15 protein-coding genes are annotated in these 15,838 nt (G+C 51.6%); 11 read left to right on the top strand and 4 right to left on the bottom strand.

Features of this window, described 5'->3' with window-relative positions; all coding sequences use genetic code 11:
- Nucleotides 1-65 precede the first annotated feature (65 nt).
- Nucleotides 66-512 (bottom strand): RrF2 family transcriptional regulator, encoded by a 447-nt coding sequence (locus QWY82_RS15150; protein ID WP_290264046.1) that lies wholly within the window; start codon nucleotides 510-512, stop codon nucleotides 66-68.
- A 129-nt stretch (nucleotides 513-641) separates the two neighbouring features.
- On the opposite strand from QWY82_RS15150, the gene QWY82_RS15145 reads away from it, so the two are divergent.
- On the top strand, nucleotides 642-3,008 hold the full coding sequence (locus QWY82_RS15145) for a nitric-oxide reductase large subunit (protein ID WP_290264045.1): 2,367 nt from the start codon (nucleotides 642-644) through the stop codon (nucleotides 3,006-3,008).
- A gap of 111 nt (nucleotides 3,009-3,119) precedes the next feature.
- Nucleotides 3,120-3,854, top strand: a complete 735-nt coding sequence (gene ytfE / locus QWY82_RS15140) for an iron-sulfur cluster repair protein YtfE (RefSeq protein ID WP_290264042.1) — start codon at nucleotides 3,120-3,122, stop codon at nucleotides 3,852-3,854.
- A 131-nt stretch (nucleotides 3,855-3,985) separates the two neighbouring features.
- Here the strand turns inward: ytfE and QWY82_RS15135 are convergent, their stop codons facing one another.
- Nucleotides 3,986-4,522: a glutathione peroxidase gene (locus tag QWY82_RS15135; protein WP_290264040.1), complete on the bottom strand. Its 537-nt coding sequence runs from the start codon at nucleotides 4,520-4,522 to the stop codon at nucleotides 3,986-3,988.
- A gap of 331 nt (nucleotides 4,523-4,853) precedes the next feature.
- Between QWY82_RS15135 and QWY82_RS15130 the strand changes: the two genes are divergently transcribed.
- The 7 genes from QWY82_RS15130 (at nucleotide 4,854) to ltaE (ending at nucleotide 9,704) form a co-directional block, all read left to right on the top strand.
- A complete protein-coding gene (locus QWY82_RS15130) occupies nucleotides 4,854-5,735 on the top strand; it encodes a hypothetical protein (protein WP_290264038.1) in 882 nt (293 codons plus the stop codon).
- Nucleotides 5,736-5,820: 85 nt separating this feature from the next.
- A complete protein-coding gene (locus QWY82_RS15125) occupies nucleotides 5,821-6,348 on the top strand; it encodes an RNA polymerase sigma factor (RefSeq protein ID WP_290264036.1) in 528 nt (175 codons plus the stop codon).
- A complete protein-coding gene (locus QWY82_RS15120; protein WP_290264033.1) occupies nucleotides 6,348-6,701 on the top strand; it encodes a DUF3619 family protein in 354 nt (117 codons plus the stop codon). Before QWY82_RS15125 ends, QWY82_RS15120 begins: the two co-directional genes overlap by 1 nt.
- A complete protein-coding gene (locus QWY82_RS15115) occupies nucleotides 6,691-7,014 on the top strand; it encodes a hypothetical protein (RefSeq protein ID WP_290264030.1) in 324 nt (107 codons plus the stop codon). Before QWY82_RS15120 ends, QWY82_RS15115 begins: the two co-directional genes overlap by 11 nt.
- Before the next feature lie 35 nt (nucleotides 7,015-7,049).
- Nucleotides 7,050-7,553, top strand: coding sequence for a DUF3106 domain-containing protein (locus QWY82_RS15110; protein WP_290264028.1), 504 nt, complete (start codon nucleotides 7,050-7,052; stop codon nucleotides 7,551-7,553).
- Nucleotides 7,554-7,604: 51 nt separating this feature from the next.
- Entirely contained in the window at nucleotides 7,605-8,462 is an 858-nt protein-coding gene (locus QWY82_RS15105; protein WP_290264026.1) for a hypothetical protein, read from the top strand.
- Nucleotides 8,463-8,693: 231 nt separating this feature from the next.
- A complete protein-coding gene (ltaE, locus tag QWY82_RS15100) occupies nucleotides 8,694-9,704 on the top strand; it encodes a low-specificity L-threonine aldolase (protein ID WP_290264023.1) in 1,011 nt (336 codons plus the stop codon).
- 68 nt (nucleotides 9,705-9,772) lie between these two features.
- Here ltaE and QWY82_RS15095 read toward each other — a convergent pair whose 3' ends face one another.
- Nucleotides 9,773-11,233 carry a M28 family peptidase gene (locus QWY82_RS15095; RefSeq protein WP_290264020.1) on the bottom strand — a complete coding sequence of 487 codons (1,461 nt, stop codon included), beginning with the start codon at nucleotides 11,231-11,233 and terminating at the stop codon, nucleotides 9,773-9,775.
- A gap of 232 nt (nucleotides 11,234-11,465) precedes the next feature.
- On the opposite strand from QWY82_RS15095, the gene QWY82_RS15090 reads away from it, so the two are divergent.
- Together QWY82_RS15090 and fghA are read left to right on the top strand one after the other, a co-directional pair.
- On the top strand, nucleotides 11,466-12,572 hold the full coding sequence (locus QWY82_RS15090) for an S-(hydroxymethyl)glutathione dehydrogenase/class III alcohol dehydrogenase (protein WP_290264018.1): 1,107 nt from the start codon (nucleotides 11,466-11,468) through the stop codon (nucleotides 12,570-12,572).
- Between the two features lie 29 nt (nucleotides 12,573-12,601).
- Entirely contained in the window at nucleotides 12,602-13,435 is an 834-nt protein-coding gene (fghA, locus tag QWY82_RS15085) for an S-formylglutathione hydrolase (protein ID WP_290265715.1), read from the top strand.
- Nucleotides 13,436-13,650: 215 nt separating this feature from the next.
- Here the strand turns inward: fghA and recQ are convergent, their stop codons facing one another.
- Entirely contained in the window at nucleotides 13,651-15,774 is a 2,124-nt protein-coding gene (recQ, locus tag QWY82_RS15075; protein WP_353958711.1) for a DNA helicase RecQ, read from the bottom strand.
- Between the last annotated feature and the right edge of the window lie 64 nt (nucleotides 15,775-15,838).

The following is a 15,838-nucleotide window of genomic DNA, read 5'->3' as shown; positions in this document are numbered from 1 at the left end:
GTGTATCTAGCAGCCGTACTGAGTCATCCCAATGGCTGCCTAGGGTTAATTTTTTTAAGTGCACACTAGACCGGAATTGCTAATAACTGTTGCAGCTCCGTGTAACGCTTGTTGGGTACCAAATCGGTCAATGTGTATCTATCCAAAGACTGAAAAAACGCCTCGAGCGCCTCATTGAAGGCGTGTTTTAGTTGGCAAGCGGGGGTAATCACACAAGCATTGCTATCGCCAAAACATTCCACCAAGGCAATGCCTTGTTCCATGCTTCGCACTAGGGCACCCACTGAAATTTCACTACTGGGCTTACCGAGCATTAGGCCGCCATTCTTCCCGCGGGTGGCTTCAACAAGGTTCTGGGCGCTCAACTCTTGCACCACCTTCATCAAATGATTTTTAGATATGCCATAGGCACCAGCAATTTCGCCAATGGTACACATCCTGTTTTCGCGCGCTGCGAGGTACATGAGCACGCGCAAGGCATAGTCGGTAAATCGGGTTACGTGCATAGGCATTAAATATTTACATTAATAAAGATGTATTTAGTTTACATGTTTATGGGGGATGCGCTAGTATTTTAAAAGATGCATATTTAATGCATCTTAAAGAATGAACGGTATGCGATGACCTTGGAGATATTAACTATGCACACAACGACAGGAAATACGGCGAGCTACTACCGACTATGGTGGACGCTTATTGGCATTCTGGCGCTTACTTTCGGAGTTCTTGGCTATTTTGGCCGAGAAGTGTATCGGGCCGCTCCGCCAATTCCTGAGCAGGTCATGACGGCTAGTGGCGAGCTATTCAGCAACCGAGAACACATATTGGATGGCCAGAGTGCTTGGCAATCCGTTGGCGGTATGCAGTTAGGTTCCATTTGGGGGCACGGCGCCTACCAAGCGCCAGATTGGACAGCAGACTGGCTACATCGCGAGCTCGTGGCGTGGCGTGAACTTGCCGCGTTAGATGAGTGGGGCATGGCTTATCAAGAGCTGAATGACGACCAGAAAGCGTTGGTGAGCAGCTGGTTGCAAAAGGCTTATCGCCACAATAGCTATGACGTCGCAACCGGCACCCTCATCATCTCCGCTAGACGCTTGGCGGCCATGAAGCAAACGGCTGATTATTATCACCGTCTTTTCGGCGGCAGCCCTGAGTTACAGCAAACCCGCGCTAGCTATGCCATGAAAGAGCAAACGTTGCCCGATCCAGAGCGGCGCAAACGAATGACGGAATTCTTTTTCTGGACCGCTTGGGCCGCCGCAACCGAACGCGAACCTAGTGGCGCTACCTATACTAATAACTGGCCACATGAACCGCTCATTGGCAATAAACCTACCGCGGAAAATATCGTTTGGTCGGTGGTGAGTGTGGTTTTGCTGATCGCTGGTATTGGCAGTTTGGTGTGGGCTTGGGCGTTTATGAAACGTGAAGACGAGGTCGAGCCAGCGGCGCCAGCGGACGACCCTTTGAGCCTCATTCAACTCACACCTTCACAAAAGGCCTTAGGCAAATATGTGCTGGTGGTGATGGGGCTGTTTGTTTTGCAAGTATTTCTTGGTGGGTTTACCGCTCACTACACCGTTGAAGGGCAAAGCTTTTATGGCATAGAGACGTCCAAGTGGCTACCTTACAGCTTGACTCGTACCTGGCATATCCAAGCCGCCATGTTTTGGATTGCCACGGGCTTCTTAGCCGCAGGGCTGTTTCTCGCGCCCATTATTAATGGCGGTCGCGATCCCAAATATCAAAAACTCGGTGTCGATATTTTATTCTGGGCGTTGGTTGTGGTTGTGGGCGGTACTTTTATAGGCAGCTATCTGGCTATAGCCCAATGGTTACCACCAGAGCTTAATTTCTGGCTCGGTCATCAAGGTTATGAATACGTGGACTTAGGCCGTCTATGGCAGATAGGAAAATTTACCGGCATTGTCCTGTGGTTGGTGTTGATGTTGCGTGGCGTAATTCCGGCTCTCCGTCAGCCCGGTGACAAAAACTTACTGGCCTTACTGACGGCATCTGTAGCCGCTATTGGCTTGTTTTATGGCGCTGGGTTTTTCTATGGCGAACGCACACACCTTTCGGTCATGGAATACTGGCGTTGGTGGATTGTACACCTGTGGGTGGAAGGCTTCTTCGAGGTGTTTGCCACTACAGCGCTCGCTTTTATTTTTTGTTCACTAGGATTAGTTTCTAAACGTTTAGCGACTGTGGCCTCTTTAGGTTCGGCATCCTTGTTCATGTTAGGTGGTGTGCCGGGAACGTTTCACCACTTGTATTTTTCTGGCACAACAACACCGGTTATGGCAGTAGGTGCGGTCTTTTCAGCGCTTGAAGTGGTGCCTTTAATATTGCTTGGGCACGAAGCGTGGGAACATTGGAAGTTGCAACAGCGTGCACCGTGGATGGCCAATTTAAAATGGCCTGTGATGTTTTTCGTGGCTGTAGCCTTTTGGAATATGTTGGGCGCAGGGGTGTTGGGCTTTTCTATTAATCCGCCCGTTGCGCTCTATTATATTCAAGGCCTTAACACCACGGCGACTCATGCACACGCAGCGTTATTCGGCGTTTATGGCTTCCTTGCACTTGGGTTCTGTTTGTTGATTTTGCGCTATATTCGGCCCAGCTTGATGTTTAGTGAAAGGCTCATGAAAACCGCTTTCTGGTGGCTAAATGTGGGCTTGGCGTTGATGTTGTTTACCAGCTTATTACCGGTTGGCATCATCCAGTTTATCGCCAGCGCGCAAGAAGGGTTTTGGTATGCCCGCAGTGAATCTTTTATGCAGTCAGATCTTTTGGTGACCTTGCGTTGGGTTCGCACCTTTGGCGACGTGGTGTTTATTGTTGGCGCTTTAGCCTTGGCGTGGCAGGTGTGGATTGCTCTCTGGCCTCGCCCTACAGCAGCGCACGGATTAACCGAAGCTTGGTGTGAAGCTAGCCCTGATTCCTTGGCACGGGAAGGTATTTGTTGCGGTCAATGCGATAGCGCCACGACTACTGATAAATAGGTAGAAAGCCTAACCCCCTTGGCTAGATGTCGCCCGCGCAAAGCGGGCGTACACTGGTCTAAAAGATTCTTTTAATTTACATCTTTGTAAAACACTCAGCAGGTAAATGCCATGCCCTTACTCGAAAAAACTGTCGGCCAATTAGCTCGCCAAATTCCCGGTGCAACCGCTCTGTTTAATCAACTAGGTTTAGATTTTTGCTGCGGTGGTAACATTAAGCTTAAGCAAGCGCTAGCTGAACACAATCTCGATCAGGTGCAAGTTATCACGGCCTTAGATAGCTTGGCTGCGCGCGGCAGCGATGAAAAGGATTGGTCGAGCGCATCAGAAGCAGAGCTGATTGATCATATTCTCACCCGTTACCACGACGTACACCGCGAGCAGCTCACCGAACTTATTCGCTTGGCTAATCGCGTTGAGCATGTGCACGGCGATAAGCCCGAATGTCCAAATGGTTTAGCGTTGCACTTAATGCTGATGGACGAAGAGCTTAACAGTCACATGCAAAAAGAAGAACAAATTTTGTTTCCTATGCTTAAGACCGGCCAGCGCGTCGTGGCACAGGGGCCCATTCGTGTGATGCGCCACGAACATGACGATCACGCTCGCGCTTTGGATAAGCTTTATGCGCTAACTGATAACATAACCTTGCCCAAGGGCGCCTGCAATACCTGGCGCGCGCTATTTGCGGGTTTGCAAGCTTTTGTCGACGATTTAAAGCAGCACATTCATCTTGAAAATAATATTCTGTTCGAAACACCAGAATCTAGTGCCCAGTTTGACGATGTAGGCGCGAAACAAGCCCATGGTGTGGACGTGTGCTGTGGTTCCTGTGGCGGCGCTTAATGTTGGCTGCTCTTTGAAAAGATGGAAGTACTGTAAAATGGTTCGGCGCAATGCTGGCCCAGTCATCATGATAAACGCAGCTTTTCAATACACGTAAAGCTGCGTTCCTGATTAGTAAACTATTTTATCGTCTACGGTGCTGCCAAGGCATCAATGGCCCGAGTGAGTTTTACATCATCGGGCTTCACGCGACTACCAAAGTAGCTGATCTGTTTGCCGTCAGCGCTGACCACATACTTATTGAAGTTCCAGCCCGGCGCTTCCGTTGCAGCCGCCAAGGCTTTGAAGGTCGGGTTGGCATCGGCGCCTGTTACCGCTGTGGGCGCGAGCATGGTAAAGGTAACACCGTAGTTGATGTAGCAAATTTCGGCGGCTTTGGCCTCTTTGGCGTCTTCTTGTTTAAAGTCATCACTGGCAAAGCCAATCACCGCAAAATTTTGATCTTTGTATTGTTGATACACGGCTTCGAGTGCCTTGAATTGGGGTGTAAAACCACAGTGACTTGCGGTATTCACAATCAACAGGTTTTTACCTTCGAATGCCTCGCATAAATTAATAGATTCCGTACTGTGCAGCTTGCGATAGTCTTGGTTGAGGAAGTCTGGGCAGGCGCCGTGCGTGGCGGCTGAGATCAATAATGTGGCGCTGGCCAATAGTTTTGCTGTCATAGTGGGTTTCCTGATGGTTAGTGGCGATTCTACGTGTCGCCGGGCAGGTTGGATGATAATGGCGAGTATTGGCTGGGTTGCCAAGAGGCTAGGTGGGGTTATGATCGCTGCAAGCTGCAAGGCGGATGGCCGCCCCCTACAAGCTGCAAGCTGCAAGGCGGATGGCCGCCCCCTACAAGCTGCAAGCGCTCATGATGCCTAGCGCTATAGCATAGGCCGCGTTTGGCCCATTCGGGCAAAAAAATATTCTAGGCCGTGTCAACCAAATGGCTACAGGCCCGTTGTAGACAGTGTAAATACATTAACACCGAGTCTACTAAAGGATATAACAATGAAGATGAAGCTCTTAACCTTGGCAATGTTAACACTTGTTCCCGCACTGAGTTTAGCCGATAGAAACGCGTCGTCCGTTACCGAGCGGGCTAGCAGTCAGCAACATCGGGTTGATAGGGTGCAGCGCCAAAGTGCGATGCGCGCCAATGGCGAGTCGCGCGCAGTTAGCCGGGAGATCAGCAGAGCGAAAACGGACACTGGTTTTACCCGCAGCACCAGGGCGACTAATGCGCAAGGTCAGGTGGCGGGCCGCGACACGGTGGTGACGAGAGATGCGGAGTCGCAAAGTCTTACGCGTGACACCACCGGCCAGCGTTTCGATGGCTCAAATTACAGTGGCAGCGCCGTGGTGCAAAAGACCGATTCAGGCTATACCCGAAACGCGACGCGCACCAATGCCGATGGCGAGGTTGCATCGCGCAGCACTGAAGTCAGCCGCGATATCGAATCGCAAACCATAAGCCGTACAACCACAGGGCAAAATTTTGATGGCGGCAGCTACAGCGCTAGTTCGGTCAAGCAGAAAACTGACAATGGTTTTACCAGTAGCAGTAGCCGTATCAACGCCGATGGACAGATGGCGAATCGGGATGTGCAGGTTACTCGCGATGCGGAAAATCAATCGGTCACGCGAATCAGCTCGGGTCAAAACTTTGCCGGCGACAGTTTTTCTTCCTCTAGCGTTAAACAAAAAACCGAGACGGGTTACATCAGAAGCAGTGAGCGCACCAACGGTGCAGGCGAAACCCAATCTCGCTCTGTGGTGGCAACGGTAGATAGGGACGAAGGTGTAGTGAGCAAAGAAATTACCCGCGTAAACGCGGAGGGTGAATCGACCACGCGTACGGTTGAGGTGAGTACTGATAGGTCTGGCCAATAACAAACGCGTTGGGTAGCGCGATGCACTTGCACCAAGTTGCGGCGGCGTTTAGTGTACCGAGATATCTCGAGGTAGGGAGTTAGGGTTGGTTGAGCCGCAGAACTTGGATAGCTTTTTAGCGAGCGTGGAGCGCCGTGCCTTTCGCATGGCGCTTTTCGCCACTAAACAAGAGAGCGACGCGCTCGATATTGTACAAGACAGCATGCTGAAACTGGTGCAGTACTACCGAGGTAAGCCATCGGGTGAGTGGGGGCCTTTGTTTCATCGGATTTTGCAACACAAAATTGCCCAATGGCACAGGGATCAATCAAAACAACGACGTTGGTTTTGGCAGCCGACGGCGCTGGATGAAGAAGATATCAGTTTAACCCTTGCGGCGCCGAGTATTGAGGAGCCCGAAGATAGTTGGGTGCTGGCGATGAACATGGAAAAGGTGATGGCGGCGATCGAAAGCTTGCCTTTACGCCAACAGCAAACGTTTTTGCTGCGCGCTTGGGAGGGCTATGATGTGGCCAGTACGGCGGACATCATGGGTTGCAGTGAAGGCAGTATTAAAACCCATTATTTTCGTGCACTACAAACGCTGCGTTCGAATTTACAGGAGCTAGGGTGATGGCTGAAAAGTTTACCCATCAAGTTTGCAAACAATTAGATAAAAATGTCGAGCAGTTAGAGCCCGAGCTCAGTGCGAAACTTGCCGCCGCGCGGCGTGCGGCCTTGGCGCCGCAACCGGAGCCCAAGCGGCCCACTTGGCGTGTGTTTAGCCCTGTAGTTTATTGGCCGGCCTTGGCGGCCGCACTCTTGGCGATTGTTATTTTGCCGAGTTTAACAGTACCTACTCACGCGCCTATAGAGCCGAGCTTGGACGCCCATAGTCTGTACGATGTTGAGCCCGAGCTGCTGGAAACCATGGACTTATTGTGGGCGGTCGAGGACTTGGCAGAGCGAGAAATGCGTGCGCTCTAAATCGATGAATCGCTGGGTAGCTTTGTTGAGTGCGGTGAGTGTTTTACCGCTGGTGCGCTTGAATGCCGAAACCATCGAGCCAGATGTTAACCCGGTGATTCAGCAAGCTGAATTTTGGTTGTGGTTTAGCCAGTATGGCGACAGTAACGGTAGCGTTTTTGACCCAGAGGATCTCGATCAACTGATGCAGCGACAAGATGCTGTGGTGCAGGAAGGATCGACGGAAGATGTAACAACGATGAATGATGAAACTGAAAAGGCCGATCAAGGGCGCGATAGCTCTAGCTTTCAAGTCGGAGAGGAGGAGTTATGAGGCGCAGTGTCTATCCATGTGTTTTAGGGGCCCGAGTGATTGCTAAGATGCTATTGCTAACCTGGCTATTGTTAATGAGCGCCTTTTCTAGCGCGCAAAGGTTTGAAACTTTAAGCGCTGAACAACAGGCGCTGTTGCAGCCGTTTGCGCAACAGTGGTCCAATTTGGATGAAAAACAGCGTCAGCAATTGCTGAATAGGGCGGAAAAATTTCAAGGGATGACGAGCGAGCAACGCCAAAGAGTGATAGCTAGATTTCAGCGCTGGCAAAGCTTAGCACCGGAAAGGCGGGAAGTGCTAAAACAACGCTATGAGCGCTTTCGACAACTTCCGCAGGAAGAGCAAGACGCTTTGCGTAAACGCTTTGAGTGGTTCCAGCAATTACCCGAAGCGGAGCGCGAAAATTTGAAATCCAACCTTAGAGACATGAGCCCAGAAGAAAGAGCAGCTTTACGCGAGCGATTGCGCTCGGCCACGCCTGAGCAGCGCCAGGCTTTGCGCGATCGGCTTATGCAGAAAAGGGCGCGGCAACGGCGTTAATGCTTGCTTTTTCCCGTTAATCACTGTTTTGTAAGCTCAAGGATTTAATTTATGGTTTTATTTCGCTTGTTGACACGAAGCGTGCTTCCGATCGTGTTGCTTTTTGCGCCTGTTGCGCTTCATGGCGCAGAAAGCGGGCCGGCCGAGGTTGCCATCGATCTAAGTTTTCGTTACCAAACGCAAACATACAGTGGCAGCGACGCGAGTTTGTGGTCGACAACGCTATCACCTTATGTGCTTTATGATAATTGGGTTCTAGGTGTTGACTTGCCTTATCAGCGGGTTGAAGGTGTGTTTAATTTTCGCGGTAGTGCCCAGCAAGAGCGCAATTGTGAGTTGATTGCGAGCGGTACAGAGTTACCTCCAAGATTGGAGCCTTATCGGGATAGGTTGGTGGCACGCTGTGCCACGCTAAGCCAAGAAAACAATACCGAAGAAGGCGTAGGCGACGTCAATGTTTATGCCAGCTATGGGCGCGCTTTCGCTAATACGAACGGCTATTGGATGTGGACCTTGGGTTACGATGGCGATAACGCCGACGAAGCGCGGCAACTAGGCAGCGGTACCCGCGACATGTATCTAGATTTTGTGGCGATTAAGGATTACGAAAGCTTATCGCTGTTATTTCTCGTCGGTTATAACTATTTACTGGGCGGCGTGAACGCTGATTTATACGATAGCTACAGCTATGTGGGCTCGGAAATTTCCAGCCCAAAAGATAAACCCTGGGTATTTGGGCTGGGTGTTGATTACCAATATGACAGCTTGGAGCCTATTGCCAGTGCAAGAGCCTTTGGCCAGTGGCGAGCAAAAGATGCGTTGCTGTTTAAGGTGCAAGTAAAGGGCTATGAAGATTCCGTTTACTATCCAAATTCCTCCGTTGATGCATCGGTGTTGTTGAGTTTTTAATCCGCTTCCTGTATTCGGAGTGCCGGCTGGACTTGGCCTATCGTGATATTTGCTCTACGTCTGGCTCAGAAGTTCGTTGTTGGCTCTTGGCTCTTGGCTCTTGGCTCTTGGTTCTTGGTGGTTGGTTGGCGGTTGGTTGTTGCTTGGAAGTTGGCAGATACGCGAAGGCTTTGTTTTCTAAATTTCCGATGTTGGGTTAGCATGAGGCTTTCTTGCCTAAGGAGAATTTAGATGATCGACTTCCGCTCAGATACCGTGACTCGGCCGAGTGAAAAAATGCGAACAGTAATGGCGCAGGCAGAAGTAGGCGATGATGTCTATGGCGACGATCCAACGGTAAATGACTTGGAAACCTGGGCGGCGGAACGGCATGGCTTTGCCAGCGCGCTGTTTACCAGTTCCGGCACTCAGGCGAATTTACTCGGTATTTTAAGCCATTGTGGTCGCGGCGATGAATACCTGTGTGGTCAAGACGCGCACAATTATAAATATGAAGCCGGCGGTGCGGCCGTATTGGGCTCGGTTCAGCCACAGCCGATCGAAAACTCGGCCGACGGTAGTCTGGATCTAGCAAAGTTAGCAAAAGCTGTTAAGCCCGACGACAACCACTTTGCCAAAACCCGGTTGCTCAGTTTGGAAAATACCATGGGTGGCAAGGTGTTGCCCATGGCTTATTTAGCGCAGGCGCGCGGTTTTGCAGAGCGCCAGGGTTTGGCGATGCATCTCGATGGCGCTCGGGTGTATAACGCAGCGGTGGCATTAGATGTTGATGTTACACAGATTGCCCAGCACTTTGATTCCATGACAGTATGTTTGTCGAAGGGCTTGGGTGCGCCGGTGGGCTCACTGTTGTTTGGTAGCCAGGAATTTATTGCGCGGGCTCGACGCTTGCGCAAGATGGTAGGTGGCGGTATGCGCCAGGCCGGTATTTTAGCCGCGGCCGGTAAATTGGCGCTGGCGGAAAATGTGTCTCGGCTAGTTGAAGATCACGCCAACGCGCGCTATCTCGCCGCGCAGTTAAATACCCTGCCGGGTGTTAGCTGCGATGAGGCCAGCGTGCAAACCAATATTGTGTTTTTGAATGTCGATCAGACGGTGGCTATTCAAGCGCTGGCGTCGACATTAAAAGCCCAGGGCATTTTAATTTCGCCGGGCTATCAAGGTATGCGCTTGGTGACGCATTTAGATGTGAGCCGGTCGAGTATCGACCGGCTCATTTCCGCCTGGCGTGCTTGTTTATAATCTCCGTTTTTATCAATACCCGTCGCGGAGAGTATTGCGAGCCTTTTAACTAAAGGCCCGGGTTAGTTTTAATGTTTTGTGCTTTTTGCTTTTTCGACTAAATAGGACTCACCCGAACCAAAGCCGCTCGGTGCGTTCGCAGCTAAAAAGGCGAACATGGCGAAGCTTGTTGCGGTTTGATTTAAGCGCTTGGCTTCAACTTTATCGAAGGTGTCGTTGGCGGTGTGGTGCAGGTCGAAATAGTCGGTTCCATCCAGCGCTAGGCCGAACAGGGCAACGCCTTCAGCGCCGAGCGCGATTAAATCTGGCCCGCCGTTGCCGTCGTTGTGGCCGGCTTGGATATTTAAGCCACTCATGGCTTTTTGCATTTGCTGCACCAGTGGCAGCGCCTCGGGTTTGACCCGCGAGTTGAGTGCATACACTGGGCCTTGGCCAAAGTCTGATTCGGCGGCGGCAATAATGTTTTTCACATCGCCCTTATGGGCATCCCGATACTGATTGCCGCCAAATAGACCTTGCTCTTCGTTGGCAAATAACACCACGCGAATATTGTGCTCGATGGGTAATTTTTTACGGGCAATGTATTCCGCTGCCGCCATGGTAACGGCGCAGCCGGCGCCATCATCAATAGCGCCGGTGCCGAGATCCCAAGAATCTAAATGGCCACCAATCAATACGTATTTATTGGTTTTCCTTTTGGCATTAATTTGCCCGATGACGTTGTAGGACGTGTACTCCGGGCCAGGGCCTGAACCTAGGTTCATTTTTACCGACACAGGTTTACTGCGTTTTAGCATATTGCTGAGCAGAATGGCATCGGGTACCGACAAGGCAGCGGCAGGAATTTTTTCTACGCCGTCTTCATAGCCGTTGTAGCCTGTGTGTGCTAAACGGTTGTGATCGGTGCCTATGGATCGAATCAGCAAACCGACCGCGCCTAGTTTGGCTGCTGCACTCGCGCCACGGCTACGTGCGCCCACGGTGGGGCCATAGTCGGCGCCGTCAATATGGGCGCTCATGGCCTTGTTGATGAAAACAATTTTGCCGGTCACGTCGGCTTTTGTTGCTGCCTCTAAATCGGCCAGGGTGGCGAATTCAATGATGTTGGCGGTCAATCCATCTATTGGAGTCGCAATGCTGTTACCGAGGGCAGTGATGGACAGCGGTTGCGGGTAGGGGCTAAGCACTTCGGCTGTCTCGACGCCGCGCTGCCAAGTTGGAAAGCTAACCGGCTCTAGCCAGACTTGATCAAAGCCAAGCTCGGTAAATTTGGCCTTGGCCCAAGCCACGGCGCGGGCGTCATTTGGGCCGCCAGCCAGGCGCGGGCCTACTTCGGTGGTTAATGACTCCAATATTTTCATGGCGTGATTGTTTTCGGGCGCGTCGAGGCGAATGGTTTCTGCATGGGCAAGGGTGGCTTTGCTAAAGCTTGGCACCGCTTCGGCGGCCAGGGCACGCAGTGGCAAGATGACGGCAAAGGAGGTTGCGAGCAACCAGCCAAGCGGCTGGATGGATGTGGCGCGAATCATAGGGGTATCCATTTTTTTAGTTGGCAGAATGTGGTTGAGCTAAGCTAGTGCCAAATGGCGTAATGCCGGCTCGTATGATTGACGAATAATTAACCGAATTAAACAGATAAATTTCAGCGCCGAGTTTACGCAGCCCATTAAACTTTATTTTGTTGTCTCTATTGGTTAGGGTGGGCGTTAGATTTGCGCTCTTGGTAGCTGCCTCATTTCGTTATATTTAAAGGAAATACCCATGAAAACACGTGCCGCTGTTGCATTTGGTGCTGGAAAGCCACTTGAGATTCACGAGGTTGATTTACAAGGCCCTAAGGCGGGCGAAGTGTTGGTGGAAATTAAAGCCACGGGCGTGTGTCACACCGATGCATTTACCTTGTCGGGTGATGACCCGGAGGGCGCCTTTCCCGCCATTCTCGGCCACGAGGGCGCCGGTGTGGTGGTCGACGTGGGGCCGGGTGTAAAATCCCTTAAAAAAGGCGACCATGTGATTCCGCTGTACACGCCTGAGTGCCGCGAGTGCGATTACTGTTTGCACCCGAAAACAAATTTGTGCCAAGCCATTCGCTCCACCCAAGGCAAGGGCGTAATGCCCGACGGCACCAGTCGCTTTTCCCTAGATGGCCAGCCTATATTGCATTACATGGGCTGCTCGACCTTCTCCAATTACACCGTACTGCCTGAAATCGCTTTGGCAAAAATCCGCGCAGATGCACCTTTTGATAAAGTTTGTTACATCGGTTGTGGCGTCACTACCGGGATCGGTGCCGTGGCCTTCACGATGAAAGTAGAGCCGGGTTCTACGGTTGCGGTATTCGGTTTAGGCGGTATCGGCTTGAATGTGATTCAAGGCGCGAAAATGGTCGGCGCGACGCGCATCATTGGTGTCGACACCAATCCTGCCAAGGTTGCCCTTGCCAAGCAATTTGGCATGACGGATTTCGTCAACCCGAAAGATCACCCGAACTTGGTGGATGCCATTGTGCAAATGACCGGTGGTGGTGTGGATTACAGTTTTGAATGTATTGGTAACGTTAAAGTGATGCGCGACGCGTTAGAGTGTTGTCACAAAGGCTGGGGCCAAAGTTGTATTGTGGGTGTCGCAGGGGCGGGGCAAGAAATTTCCACTCGGCCGTTTCAGTTAGTGACCGGTAGAAGCTGGCGCGGTACTGCCTTTGGTGGCGCCCGTGGGCGCACCGATGTGCCGAAAATTGTCGATTGGTACATGGAGGGCAAGATAAAAATTGATGATTTAATTACCCACACCATGCCGCTCAATGACATCAATAAAGCGTTTGACTTGATGCACAGTGGCGAGAGTATTCGCTCGGTCGTCCTCTACTAATGGAAAGCGGTGAGATGACAAATTTATCGATAGAAAAAGTTGCGGATGTGCAGTGCTTTGGCGGCCAGCAACAGCGCTTTAAACACGTTTCGCTGGTGCTTAATTGCGACATGCATTTTTCGTTATTTTTGCCGCCGCAAGCAAAAAACGCCAAGGTGCCAGTGTTGGTTTGGTTGTCGGGTTTAACCTGCACAGATGAAAACTTCGTCACTAAAGCCGGTGCCCAAAGAGTGGCAGCCGAGTTAGGCATAGCGTTGCTCGCGCCCGATACCAGCCCACGCGGCGAAGGTGTGGCCGATGACGAGGCTTACGATGCGGGTATGGGCGCAGGTTTTTATGTCAATGCGACACAAGCGCCTTGGGCTGAACACTATCAAATGTACGATTATATTGTGCAGGAGTTGCCGGCACTGCTGGCGCGCGAGGTGCAAGCGTTAGATCTCAAACGCATGAGTATTATGGGGCACTCCATGGGTGGCCACGGCGCGCTGGTGATTGGTTTGCGTAACGTCGACACCTATCAATCCATCTCGGCCTTCGCGCCTATTTGTGCGCCAAGCCAATGCCCGTGGGGTGAAAAAACCTTGGGTTATTATTTGGGGCAAGACAGATCTACTTGGCAAGATTACGATGCCAGTGTGCTCTTGGCATCGGCCAAAAAATCGATCCCCATTCGGGTTGACCAAGGTTTGGCGGATAACTTTTTAACGACGCAGTTGATGCCTGAAAAACTGATAGCGGCTGCGCCACAAAATTACCCGCTACAGGTGCTTCAACACAAGGGCTATGATCACAGCTACTTTTTTATCGCCAGTTTTATCGAGGCGCATATTAGGTTTCACGCAGAATTTTTAAACCAGTGATCACTGTGCCCCGTTAACTCTGCAAGCATGAATTGGGTGCTTGTGCTGGTGACGAGCCTACAAGGACGTATATACGGCGCGTCTTCAGCATAAGTGCGCAATTCATGTCTGGCACTTTGGTCATCCTAATCCCAATAAATACTTAGGTCCGGAAGTATTGTATTAAAGTTAACGGGACAGCAGTGACCAGTGATGTTGATGTAGCGTAGCGAAGTTTATTGATTAAGCATCGCCACGCGCACGCATTTCAAAAGGCCATAGGGGTAGTTGCCAGCCAAGGCTTCAAACACGGGCTTAAAGCGAAAGCCGTCTTCACCGCCATCGTATTGCAAAATCTCATCTTGAATTTGACCAAGCTCGCGCTCGTCTAGGTCGATGGCGTCTAATAAGGCAATGCGTTTATCCTGCAGCAGATTGGCCACGTGGTTGTACACGGTGTCGACGGTGAGACCGCGATGGCTGGCAATTTGCTCCACGGTCATTTGCGCTTGTAGCAATTGTGCCGTCGTGTCTAAGGTTGCGCTATCTTGGTTGTTTGTCGCTTCGCTGTCGAAGCGCAAAATAACGTCGATAAACGCCTCGCCGAACTTGTCCCACTTGGACTGGCCCACGCCGCTAATGGCGAGCATGGCTTGTTCCGACGTGGGGCGATAGCGCACCATTTCCATTAGCGTGGCATCGTGAAACACCACATAGGGTGGTACGCCGTGTTCTTCGGCAAGTTGTTTTCTGCACGCGCGCAAGGCATCCCAGAGCGCTGTATCGGCTTGGGCAAGTGCTTGGCTGTGTTTTGATTTGCTGGTTTTTACATCTTTCACATCGCGCCGCAATTGAATGCGTTCATCGCCTTTGAGTAAATCGCGGCAACTTTCCTCCAGCCGTAAACCGCCAAAACCCGTGCTATCCACAGCGAGGTAGCCGCGCGCCACTAACTGCCGGAAGACAGAGCGCCATTGGTTGGCGTCCAGGTCTTTACCAATGCCAAAGGTGCTCAACTGCTGGTGATCGAACTGCTGTATTTTCTGATTTTCCTTACCCAGCAAAATATCGACGAGATGCGATACACCAAAACGTTGACCCGAGCGATAAACACAGGAGAGGGCCTTGCGCGCGGCGTCGGTTCCATCCCAGGTTGCGACGGGGTTGATGCAAGTATCGCAATTGCCGCAGGCCTCGTGATTTTGCTCGCCGAAATAGCGCAACAAGGTTTGTCGGCGGCAGCTGGTAATTTCACACAGGCCGAGCATCGCATCGAGCTTTTGCCGCTCGGCGTGCTTGTGTTCGGCCGAGCCTTCAGACTGGCTCATCATTTGGCTGAGTAGAATCACGTCTTGGTAACCGTAGGCCATCCATGCGGTGGCCGGTGCGCCATCGCGCCCGGCGCGACCGGTTTCCTGGTAGTAGGCCTCTATGCTTTTGGGTAGGTCTAAATGCGCAACAAAGCGAACGTCGGGTTTATCGATACCCATGCCAAAGGCGACGGTGGCAACCATGATGATGTTGTCTTCGCGCAAAAAACGACGTTGATTTGCCGCTCGAGTTTCAGCCGGTAGGCCGGCGTGGTAGGGCAGTGCGGTCATGCCTTCGGCGCATAAGAAGGCTGCGGTTTCTTCGGTTTTTTTGCGCGATAGACAATAGATAATGCCCGAGTCGCCGCTGTGCTCCGCGCGAATAAAAGCCAACACTTGTTTGCGCGGGTTATTTTTTGGCGTGATGCGATATTGAATATTAGGGCGGTCAAAGCCGACCACAAATTGCTTAGCGTTTTGCAGGTGTAAGCGCTGAATAATTTCCGCTTGGGTTCGGCTATCGGCCGTGGCAGTTAGGGCGATGCGTGGTACGTCGGGAAACTGATCGGCGAGCAAGCCGAGTTGTAGATAATCCGAGCGAAAATCGTGGCCCCACTGGGAAACACAGTGGGCCTCGTCAATGGCGAAGAGTGCTAGCGGCACTTGGTGCAGTAAATTAATGGTGCGCGCTTGGTTTAGGCGTTCCGGTGCTATATAAAGCAGATCGAGCTCGCCGGACATGAGCTGTTGCTCGATCTTTTGCGTATCGGCAGCGGACAGGGTTGAGTTGAGAAAGCCGGCCTTAACGCCGAGTTGCTCTAGGGCGCTGACTTGATCTTGCATCAAGGCGATCAAGGGCGAAATCACCACCCCGCAACCTGGGCGCGCCATGGCGGGAATTTGGTAGCAAAGCGATTTGCCACCGCCCGTGGGCATGATGACTAGGGCGTCTTGGCCGTCTATCAGGGCATCGATGATGGCATCCTGCGGTGGCCTGAAGCTGGCATAACCGAAGGTAGTATTGAGTATGCTAAGGGCTGCTTGGTTCATGCGGGCATTATACGTAACGGCGATTAAATTGCCGCACTTAGTTAGTCAAAGTGGTACGACTAGA

Source organism: Simiduia curdlanivorans, assembly GCF_030409605.1.
In the GTDB taxonomy this organism is placed as follows: domain Bacteria; phylum Pseudomonadota; class Gammaproteobacteria; order Pseudomonadales; family Cellvibrionaceae; genus Simiduia; species Simiduia curdlanivorans.
The sequence above is the reverse complement of the archived record's forward strand: the minus strand, read 5'-3'. Positions and strand labels throughout refer to the sequence as shown.

Bases quoted from the DNA above. Each gene is read 5' to 3' on its own strand.
- ltaE (WP_290264023.1), top strand. From the start codon at position 8,694: ATGATCGACTTCCGCTCAGATACCGTGACTCGGCCGAGTGAAAAAATG.
- QWY82_RS15135 (WP_290264040.1), bottom strand. From the start codon at position 4,522: ATGACAGCAAAACTATTGGCCAGCGCCACATTATTGATCTCAGCCGCC.
- recQ (WP_353958711.1), bottom strand. From the start codon at position 15,774: ATGAACCAAGCAGCCCTTAGCATACTCAATACTACCTTCGGTTATGCC.
- QWY82_RS15095 (WP_290264020.1), bottom strand. From the start codon at position 11,233: ATGATTCGCGCCACATCCATCCAGCCGCTTGGCTGGTTGCTCGCAACC.
- QWY82_RS15130 (WP_290264038.1), top strand. From the start codon at position 4,854: ATGAAGATGAAGCTCTTAACCTTGGCAATGTTAACACTTGTTCCCGCA.
- QWY82_RS15145 (WP_290264045.1), top strand. From the start codon at position 642: ATGCACACAACGACAGGAAATACGGCGAGCTACTACCGACTATGGTGG.
- QWY82_RS15120 (WP_290264033.1), top strand. From the start codon at position 6,348: ATGGCTGAAAAGTTTACCCATCAAGTTTGCAAACAATTAGATAAAAAT.
- QWY82_RS15090 (WP_290264018.1), top strand. From the start codon at position 11,466: ATGAAAACACGTGCCGCTGTTGCATTTGGTGCTGGAAAGCCACTTGAG.
- QWY82_RS15105 (WP_290264026.1), top strand. From the start codon at position 7,605: ATGGTTTTATTTCGCTTGTTGACACGAAGCGTGCTTCCGATCGTGTTG.
- ytfE (WP_290264042.1), top strand. From the start codon at position 3,120: ATGCCCTTACTCGAAAAAACTGTCGGCCAATTAGCTCGCCAAATTCCC.
- QWY82_RS15150 (WP_290264046.1), bottom strand. From the start codon at position 512: ATGCCTATGCACGTAACCCGATTTACCGACTATGCCTTGCGCGTGCTC.